General features: G+C 50.2%; 2 protein-coding genes and 1 pseudogene. All 3 read right to left on the bottom strand.

Annotation, left to right across the window (positions count from 1 at the left end; all coding sequences use genetic code 11):
- Positions 1-118: pseudogene (locus tag EN786_RS35880) on the bottom strand (transposase); the annotation flags it as partial.
- Positions 119-378: 260 nt separating this feature from the next.
- Positions 379-1,053 (bottom strand): methyltransferase, encoded by a 675-nt coding sequence (locus EN786_RS35885; protein ID WP_135910001.1) that lies wholly within the window; start codon positions 1,051-1,053, stop codon positions 379-381.
- 43 nt (positions 1,054-1,096) lie between these two features.
- Positions 1,097-1,461: hypothetical protein (locus EN786_RS38370; RefSeq protein WP_210238925.1), on the bottom strand; the 365-nt coding region annotated here is incomplete at its 5' end.

Below are 1,461 nucleotides of genomic sequence, written 5' to 3' on the forward strand. Positions count from 1 at the left end.
CGACGGCGATCAGGATGTCGCCGGCGCCACGGCTCTTCAGTTCGTTCATGACGCGCAGCCAGAACTTGGCGCCCTGGGTCTGCTCGATCCAAATGCCGAGAATCTCCTTGGTGCCATCCACGAAGCAGCGGGCAAAGCGGTCGACCAGTCCGATCGCCCGCTCCGTCAGCCCCCTAGCAAAAGCCCGCCGGCATCTGATCGTCCCGCCGTCAAAACCGGCCACAACGGCGCGCTTTTTCAACAGATGCAAAATCAAACCGTTCCGCGCTACACTCTGTTTGCATCGGGGAGTACCTCTGCCTCGGGTAAGTCTTTGTAGCAGAAGCATTTTCCCTGATTCGGAGTCCCGATGCACCTCAACTCTGTGACAAATTCGGGCTAGGCCCCTTTTTTGCGTATGGAGAAAATCCTCCAGGTCACGCTCACGTGAGGGTAGGTGCCTGAACCGAGAAGTACGGAGGCGAGATCGTTTACGTCGATGATTTCCGAGAGGAGATCGTCCCGTGCATCACTGGCGAAGCCTAGAAGGATGCTGCCTGACTCTGTGAGGAATTCTGGGCCTTCCGATAAAAAACGGCTGAGCAATTTATAGCCCGGATTGATAGCTGCTCGTTCGAGGTTGTCCCTATACTCGTAATCGTCCGGCGCAAAGATCGAAGGACAATTCCAGAATATAAAATCGAATTTTCGGTGGCGAGGAATATTGCTGAAAATGTCGCTTTCGATCACCTCGACGTTCTGAATGTCGTTTCTTGCTACATTTTCCCGTGTATTAGTGACCGCCTCAGGACTGATATCAGAAGCTACCAAGGACGCCGCGCCGAGTTTCGCGAGGTACAGTCCTGGGAGGCCGAAGCCGCAGCCGATCTCCAGAATGCTTTTCCCGGCAACAGGGGGAAAATTATCAGCATACCAACGCCAACTTTGGAAATCTAGTGAGGAGAAGACCCCTGCGTTTACACTTAGTTCTAGTCCAAATTCCTGAAAATGCAGTGGAAAAGTCTGCTCTTGGCTGAGTTTTAGCCTCGTCCTTAACTGATCTAAGTTCGTCATATTCCTTCTCCTCATAACCTGAGCACAAGACGCTGAGATAGTCTCATAATTTTGGCGTATAAATATGGAAAAAGCAATTATCAAATTGGATATATTTTAAATATACTTTTGAATATATTTTCAAAAAACGGTAAGTTTCGAAAAATGTGGGGGGGCGGGCGCGCAAATATTTTGTTGTATATATTGTTAATATTTCGGAGGCCGACGACTGAAAAACGCGTTGATGAATCGCGCACTTTGAAGATGTCGAAGCGGTATGACGAGAACCAACGACAGCCGTAAATCTCCCTGCTTGTGTGGCGCGCGCAATCCCCTGTAACCTGCAATGCAGATTGCGATTGAGTTGGACGGGCGCAGGTGACCAGCCACGGGTAACTTTCCTCCAAGATGGATTAGTAGTTACAAGCG

The organism is Mesorhizobium sp. M4B.F.Ca.ET.143.01.1.1 (genome assembly GCF_004792275.1).
Classification (GTDB): domain Bacteria; phylum Pseudomonadota; class Alphaproteobacteria; order Rhizobiales; family Rhizobiaceae; genus Mesorhizobium; species Mesorhizobium abyssinicae.